Below are 7,749 nucleotides of genomic sequence, written 5' to 3'. Positions count from 1 at the left end.
GGGCCGCACCGCGCCGGACGGTCCGCCGAGCCCGCCCGGGGCGCCCGTGGACGGCGCCGCGGCATCGGGCGGCGCGCACGGCGAGCTCGCAGGCGGTGCGGTCGCCGGCTCGCACCGGACGGTCCGTCGTCGACCCCTCGGGGTGCGTGCGGCTCCGCACGCCGTGCTCGGCCGCGACGCCGACGTCGCGACGGTCGAGTCGCTGCTCGCCGACGGCCGCCTCGTCACCGTCCTCGGCACGGGCGGTCTGGGCAAGACGACGCTCGCGCAGCAGGTCGCGCGGCGCGCCCAGGACGACACGTGGGTCGTCGTCGTGGAGCTCGCGGGCGTGCGGACCGACGCCGACGTCGACGTCGCGGTCGCGTCCGCGCTCGGGCTCGCGCAGCCCACGCGGGGCCCGCGGCTCGGCGACCAGCTCCCGCCGACGGCGGACGTGCTGCGCCGCGTCGCCGAGCGGCTGGGCGAGGTCCCCGCCCTGCTCGTCCTCGACAACTGCGAGCACGTCGTCGCGGGGGCGGCCGCGTGCGCCGACGGCCTCCTCGCCGCCGTGACCGACCTGCGGGTGCTGACCACGAGCCGCACGCCCCTGCTCGTCGCCGGGGAACGGGTGCACCCGCTCGCCCCGCTGCCCGTCGACGACGGCCGGGGTGCCGCGGTCGAGCTCTTCCTCGAGCGCGCGCGGGCGGCCCGACCCGGCGCCGCGCTGCCCCTCGACGTGGTCGCCCGCCTCGTCACCCGCCTCGACGGCCTGCCCCTCGCGATCGAGCTCGCCGCCGCGCGCGTGCGCACCATGACCGTCGAGGAGGTCGAGCGGAGGCTCGACGCGCGCTTCGCGCTGCTGCGCTCCGGCGAGCGGCTGGCGCCCGAGCGGCACCGGACGCTCGAGGCCGTCATCGACTGGAGCTGGAACCTGCTGACGGACGACGAGCAGGCGGTGCTGCGGCGGCTCTCGGTCCTGCCGGACGGGTTCGGGCTCGACGCCGCGACGGTCGTCGGCCGGCTCGCCGTCTCTCACGACGCGACCCGCGAGGCCCTGGGCGGAGCCGCCGGCACCGTCGGGAGCGGCGAGCCCGGCCAGGTCGACCTCGACGCGCTCGACTGGGGTGTCGTGGACGCGCTCGACGGACTCGTCCTGCAGTCGCTGTGCACCGTCACCGACGAGCACGGCAGCGGTGACGGCACCCCGACGGTCCGGTACCGGATGCTCGAGACGGTGCGCGAGTTCGGGCAGCTGCGCCTCGCGGCCGCGGGCGAGGAGACGCCGGCGCTCGCCGCGATGGTCGCCTGGGCGCTCGCGTTCACCCGCCGGTGGGCGCCGCGGCTCGTCGACGGCGACCAGGTCGCCGCGATGGGCGCGGTCCGCACCGAGCAGGACAACCTGCTCCTCGCGCTGCGCACCGTGCTCGCCGCGGGGCGCTCAGGCGAGGCGTACGCGCTGTACGTGCTGCTCAGCGGCCACTGGAGCCTGCGGGGCGCGCACGAGCAGGTCTTCGGCCTGGGGCAGGAGGTGCTGGCCCGCACGCACGGCTGGCGGGTGCCCCCGGTGCTCGCGGACGTGACCGCGCTCGCGCTCACCGAGCTCGCGGGGATGGGCACGTTCGGGGACGCGGCGTCGACCGTCCGGTCCCTCGCGCGGCTCCGGCTGGTCGAGCGCGAGCTGGGGGCGCACCTCGGCAGCAGGACGCGCGCGTTCGTGCGGCTCGCGCTCGCGGGGTCCGTCGCGGGCGTCGCGCGCGAGCTCGCGGTGCTGCGCCGCGCGGACGACGCGTACCTCGCGATGATCGGGCACATGCTCTCGGCGCAGCTCGCCGAGAACTCGGGACGCGTCGAGGTCGCCCGGCGGTGGGTCGAGACGGCGTACGCCCTGGCCGTCGAGCGCGGCGACGTGTGGGCGGTGGCGAACAACGCCTCGTTCCTCGCGCAGCTCGCGAGCGAGGAGGGGCGGCCCGACGACGTCCTCGTGTGGGCGGGGCGCGCACGGACCGGGCTGCGGCGGCTGCTCGCCGACGAGGAGCTGCACCAGCTCACGTGGCTGGAGCTCGCGGGCGCGGTCGGCGTCGGTGACCTGGACGCCGCGCAGGAGCGCTGCGACGAGATCGCGGAGCTCGTCGCGTCGGGCCGGTCCGTGCCGACCGGGTGGGCGTCGCCCGAGGTCGTCGCGCTCGAGCACGCGGGTCGCGCGGAGATCGCCGCAGCGCGGGGTGACCTGCCGGGGGCGCTCGCGCTGCTGCGGGCGGCGAACGACGCGTTCGACCCGGACGGTGCGCCGGGCGCGTCGTCGCCGTGGTTCGTCATGCTGACCGCCGGCTGGCTCGCCCAGCTGGTCCTCGCGCCCGAGGAGTCGCGCGCGGGCCAGCCACCCGTGGCCGAGCCTGCCGCGCGGCTGGCCGCGCACGTGCACGAGTGGCAGTTCCTGCGGGGGACGGGCGCGATCGACCACCCCGTCCTGGGAACCGCAGCCGTCGGCCTCGGGGCCGCCACCTGGTCGTCGACCGCGCGGCCCGACCGGGTCGACGACGGACTGACGCTGTTCTTCCTCGCCGACCTGCTCGGGTCGCGGCAGGACCTGCCGATCCTGTGGCGCGCCCCGCTCGAGGAGAGGGCGCGCCTGGTGCACGGGGACGTGCGGGTCGACGCCGCACGCGAGCGGGCACGGGCCGCGGGCCGGCGGAACGCGGCGGCGCGCGCCCTGGCGCTCGTGGCGTCGCTCTGGTCGTCGCCCCCGGAACCGTCGCCGACGACGCCCTGACCGCCGCACCCCGCAGACGCCCGACGCCCCGGGGTGCGCGACCCCGGGGTGTCGGGCGGACCTGGTCAGGCGCGGCGCATGTACGCCCGCACGGCCAGCGGCGCGAAGACCGCCACGACGACCGCCGACCCGAGCAGCGCGAGGCCGACCTGGTGGGTCACGGCCGCGGTGTTGGCGAGCTCCCGGACCGCCGTGACGAGGTGTGAGACGGGGTTCGCGTCGGCGAACACCTGCAGCGGCCGCGGCATCGTCGACGGGTCGACGAACGCGTTCGACAGGAAGGTCAGCGGGAACAGGACCAGGAACGACGTGCCCTGCACCGCGGTGGCCGTCCGGCCGATCACGCCGAAGAACGCGAAGATCCAGCTCAGCGACCACGAGCAGACGACGACGAGCAGCCCTGCCATGACGACGCCGCCGATCCCGCCGCCGGGGCGGTAGCCCATGACGTAGCCCATCGTGAACGTGAGGGTCGTCGCGATGAGGTACCGCACCATGTCGGCGAGCAGCGCACCGGCCAGCGGCGCGACTCGGGCGATGGGCAGCGACTTGAACCGGTCGAACACGCCCTTGTCCATGTCCTCGCGCAGCTGCACGCCCGTGACGACGGACGTCGTGATGACGGTCTGGACGAGGATGCCGGGGATGATGACGGGCAGGTAGTCCTGCACGCTGCCGGAGATCGCGCCGCCGAAGATGTACGTGAACATCAGCGTGAACAGGATCGGCTGCAGCGTGACGTCCATGAGCTGCTCGGGCGTGCGGCGGATCTTCACCAGCCCGCGCCACGCCATCGTCAGCGACTGGGTCACCGCGAGGGCGGGGGAGACGGCCGACGGCAGGTCGAGGCCCGCGGGGTCCGCGGTGAGGCGCCGGGGGGTCGGGGTCAGGGTCGTGGCGCTCATGCGTTCACCGTCGTTCCTGCGGCGTCGGCCGCGCTCTGCGCCGCGGACCCGTCCGCGTCGTCGGTCGCCTCGGCCGGGTGGCCGGTCAGCGTGAGGAAGACCTCGTCGAGCGAGGGCTTCTGCATCGACAGCTCGTCGACGCCCAGCCCGCGCTCGCGCAGCAGGACGAGCAGGTCCGTGACGGCGCCGGGGTCGTCGAGCGGGACCGTGAGGCGGCCGGCCTCGGGCGAGACCGTCGGCTCGACGCGGAAGCGGTCGCGGACGGTCGCGGCCGCCGCGAGCACGTGGCCCGGGTCGGCGAGCCTGAGCTGGAGCGACTGCGTGCCGACGGCCGACTTCAGCTCGTCGGCGGTGCCCTCGGCGACGACCCGGCCGCGGTCGATGACCGCGATCCGGTCGGCGAGCTGGTCGGCCTCGTCGAGGTACTGCGTGGTGAGCAGGACGGTCGAGCCGCTCGCGACGAGCTCGCGGATCGTGTCCCACATCTGCGCGCGGGTGCGCGGGTCGAGGCCCGTCGTCGGCTCGTCGAGGAAGATCAGCGGCGGCTGCGCGATGAGGCTGGCCGCGAGGTCGAGCCGGCGCCGCATGCCGCCCGAGAAGCTCCGCAGCGGCTTGCTCGCGGCCTCGGTGAGCCCGAACCGCTCGAGCAGGTCGACAGCCGTGCGGCGGGCGGTCGCCCGGGGCAGGCCGTGCAGGCGCGAGAACAGCACGAGGTTCTCGGTGGCGCTCAGCGTCTCGTCGACCGAGGCGTACTGCCCGGTCACGCCGACGAGCTGGCGCACCACGTGCGGCTCGCGGGCGACGTCGTGGCCGAAGACGCGCGCGGTGCCCGCGTCGGGCCGCAGCAGCGTGGCGAGCATGCGGATCGTCGTCGTCTTCCCGGCGCCGTTCGGGCCGAGCACGCCGTAGACGGTGCCGGTCCGGACGGTGAGGTCGACGCCGTCGACGGCGCGCTGCTCCCCGAAGAGCTTGACGAGGCCCTCGGCCTCGATGGCCCAGGTCTGGTGGGTCATGGGTCCTCCCTGGTCGGTGTCGTGACCAGGGTGGGACGGGGGCGCTGTCGGTCGGCTGTCGTCGACCGGCCGGCGCTGTCAGACCGCTGTCAGGGCCCTGTCGGGCAGCGGGTCCCGCGCGCGCAGGGTGCCGCTGAACGAGACGACGCCCGCCGCGAGCAGCGCCGCGCCGACCATGTGCAGGTTGACGAGCGCGATCGGAAGCCCGGTGAAGAGCTGCACGTAGCCGACGAGGCCTTGGGCGAGCGTGATGACGAGCAGCACGATGCCCACGGACCGTGGACGCCCGCCGACGCCGCTGCGCACGATCCGCACGAGCATGACGGCGAGGACGGCGACGAACAGCCACACGGCCGCGGCGTGCACGCGCGCGGTCGCGTAGGGGTCGACCGCGAACCGGTACCCGACCTCCTCGTCGCCCGAGTGCGGGCCCGCGCCGGTGACGACGACGCCGAGGACCAGCACGACGACGGTCGCCGCGGCGAGCGCCCAGCGCAGCGCGTAGGTGGTCGTGTCGACGACGGGCACGGGCGGGGCGTCGCCCTCGCGGGCCCGGACCAGCAGCCAGGTCGAGGCGGCGACGAGCGCCATCGAGATGAGCAGGTGCCCGCCGACGATCGCGGGGTGCAGGTCGACGAGCACGGTGATGCCGCCCACGACCGCCTGCACCGCGACGCCCGCGAGGGGTGCGAGCCCGAGCCAGCGGTAGGCGCTCGACCGGCGGCGGTCCGTGAAGACGAGGAGCGCCACGGCGATCGCGAGGATGCCGAGGACGCCCGTGATGGTGCGGTTGCCGAACTCGATGAACGGGTGGATCGAGGTCGCCTCGTGGAACCGGGGCGTGAACTCGCCGGGCTCGCACTGCGGCCACGTCGAGCAGCCGAGGCCGGAGCCGGTGAGCCGCACGGCGCCGCCGGTGCCGACGATGACGATCTGCCCGACGAGGTTCGCGACGATCGCGGGCCGGGTCCAGCGCGGCCGCAGCCGGTCGAGCAGGGGCGGCGGGGCGGGTGCGGTGGCGGGCGTCGTCACGGGTCCCAGGGTACGTTCCGCGTCCCGCCCGGCCGGACCGTCCGGGGGCCAGGTGCGTCACACGCGGTCGCCCCGCGGGTGCGTCGACCTCAGTGCCAGCGGAAGAGACGCCCGGCGCCCCAGCCGAGCGCGGCGGTCCAGCCGAGCAGGACGACGACCGACCACGGCGGCAGCACGCCGTGCAGCAGGGTCTCGCGCATCGCCTCGCCGAGCGCGCCCGACGGCAGCAGCAGCGCGACGTGCTCGAGCGGGCCGGGCAGGCTGCTCGCGGGCACGACGACGCCCCCGGCGACGGCGAGGACGAGCAGCGCGAGGTTGGCGACGGCCAGGACGGCCTCGGCGCGCAGCGTGCCGGCGACGAGCATCGCGAGCGACGTGAACGCGGCCGTGCCGAGGACGACCGCCACGACCGCGAGGGGGATACCCGCGGGGTCGGGACGCCAGCCCAGCAGCACGGCGGCGACGCCGATGACGAGGACCTGGACGAGCTCGACGACGAGGACCCCGAGCACCTTGCCGGCGAGCAGGCCGCCGCGGCCGAGCGGCGTCGTCGACAGCAGCCGCAGCACGCCGTTGCGTCGGTCGAACGACGAGGCGATGGCCTGCGACGTGAAGGACGTCGTCATGACGGCGAGCGCGAGGACGCCGGGTGCGAGGAAGTCGATGCGGCTCGCGCCGCCGGTGTCGAGCTCGACGAACGTGCCGCGCGTGAGGCCGACGAGCACGAGCACGGGCACGACGACCGTGACGAGGAGCTGCTCGCCGTTGCGCAGGATCGCGCGGGCCTCGAAGGCCGTCTGCGCGAGGACCCGGCGGGGGGTCGGCGCGGCGCCGGGGTGCGCCGTGGGGGCGGTGTCGGCGACAGGTGCGGGGGTGGCGCTCATCGCAGGTCCCGTCCGGTGAGGTCGAGGAAGACGTCCTCGAGCGTCGAGCGGCCGACCGTGAGCCGGCTCGCGAGGGCGTCGGCCTGCGCGAGCCAGGCGGTGACCGCGGCGACCGTGGCCGGCTCGACCGCCCCGGCGACGACGTACGTGCCCGGCGCGGCCTCGGCGACGGAGAGGCCGTCGCCGAGGGCGGTGCGCAGCGGGGCGAGGTCGAGCCCGGCGGGTGCCTGCAGGTGCAGCGTGCGGTCGTCGGCGCCGGTGAGCAGCTCGGCCACCGAGCCCTGCGCGACGACGCGGCCGCGGTCGACGACGACGACGTGGTCCGCGAGGTCCTCGGCCTCGTCCATGAGGTGGGTCGTGAGGACGACGGCGACGCCCTCGGCGCGCAGCTCGCGGACGAGCTCCCACACCGCGAGCCGGGCCTGGGGGTCCATGCCGGCGCTCGGCTCGTCGAGGAACACGAGCTCGGGACGGCCCACGACGGCCGCGGCGAGCGCGAGCCGCTGCCGCTGACCGCCGGACAGCCGCCGGACGGTCGTGCGCGCGAACGAGCCGAGGCCGAGGCGCTCGGTGAGCTCGCCGAGGTCGCGCGGCGCGGCGTACATGCGGGCGACGTGCGCGAGCATCTCGGCGGCGCGGATCCCCGTGGGCAGCCCGCCGTCCTGGAGCATGACGCCGACGCGCGGGCGCAGGTCGCGCGCCTGCGTGCGGGGGTCGAGGCCGAGGACGGTCACCGTGCCCTCGTCGGGCGTGCGCAGGCCCTCGCAGCACTCGATGGTCGTGGTCTTCCCGGCACCGTTGGGCCCGAGGACCGCGGTGACCTGGCCGTGGCGGGCGACGAGGTCGAGCCCGTCGACGACGGCGGTGCCGCCGTACCGCTTGACGAGCCCACGGACCTCCAGGGCGGGGGAGTCGGGCACGAGAGGGGAGTCTAGGCGCGTGCGGGCGGCGTGACGTGCGCCACGTGCCGCGGTGGCGGTGCCGGGCGGCGTGCCGCAACGGCTGCTGCGCCCGGCGTCCGGCCGGCGTCGGGGCGAGGTCTGGGCGACGGTAGGAAGGTCTGCCTTGCTTGCAGGGATGCATTTCGGCAACGAGGATGTTGTCAATATCGCGACCTTCCCCCGGGTCGCCCGTCGGCCGGCACGCACCGGCCGGCGGTGCGTGCG

6 protein-coding genes are annotated in these 7,749 nt (G+C 76.0%); 1 reads left to right on the top strand and 5 read right to left on the bottom strand.

The window, feature by feature from the left end; translation table 11 throughout:
- Positions 1-2,749: ATP-binding protein (locus tag CBZ_RS01525; protein WP_218022692.1), on the top strand; the 2,749-nt coding region annotated here is incomplete at its 5' end.
- Between the two features lie 65 nt (positions 2,750-2,814).
- Here CBZ_RS01525 and CBZ_RS01520 read toward each other — a convergent pair.
- The 5 genes from CBZ_RS01520 to CBZ_RS01500 all read right to left on the bottom strand — a co-directional run bounded on the left by CBZ_RS01520 (position 2,815) and on the right by CBZ_RS01500 (position 7,503).
- Positions 2,815-3,654 (bottom strand): ABC transporter permease, encoded by an 840-nt coding sequence (locus CBZ_RS01520; protein ID WP_130779858.1) that lies wholly within the window; start codon positions 3,652-3,654, stop codon positions 2,815-2,817.
- On the bottom strand, positions 3,651-4,667 hold the full coding sequence (locus CBZ_RS01515; protein ID WP_130779857.1) for an ATP-binding cassette domain-containing protein: 1,017 nt from the start codon (positions 4,665-4,667) through the stop codon (positions 3,651-3,653). Before CBZ_RS01515 ends, CBZ_RS01520 begins: the two co-directional genes overlap by 4 nt.
- 78 nt (positions 4,668-4,745) lie before the next feature.
- Entirely contained in the window at positions 4,746-5,699 is a 954-nt protein-coding gene (locus tag CBZ_RS01510; protein ID WP_130779856.1) for a COX15/CtaA family protein, read from the bottom strand.
- 89 nt (positions 5,700-5,788) lie between these two features.
- Entirely contained in the window at positions 5,789-6,583 is a 795-nt protein-coding gene (locus tag CBZ_RS01505; RefSeq protein WP_130779855.1) for an ABC transporter permease, read from the bottom strand.
- Positions 6,580-7,503, bottom strand: a complete 924-nt coding sequence (locus CBZ_RS01500; RefSeq protein WP_130779854.1) for an ABC transporter ATP-binding protein — start codon at positions 7,501-7,503, stop codon at positions 6,580-6,582. The genes CBZ_RS01505 and CBZ_RS01500 overlap by 4 nt, the downstream gene beginning before the upstream one ends.
- Positions 7,504-7,749: the final 246 nt, after the last annotated feature.

It is taken from the genome of Cellulomonas biazotea, assembly GCF_004306155.1.
GTDB classification, from domain to species: domain Bacteria; phylum Actinomycetota; class Actinomycetes; order Actinomycetales; family Cellulomonadaceae; genus Cellulomonas; species Cellulomonas biazotea.
Note: the sequence above shows the minus strand (reverse complement) of the source record. Positions and strands in the feature narration are given on the sequence as shown.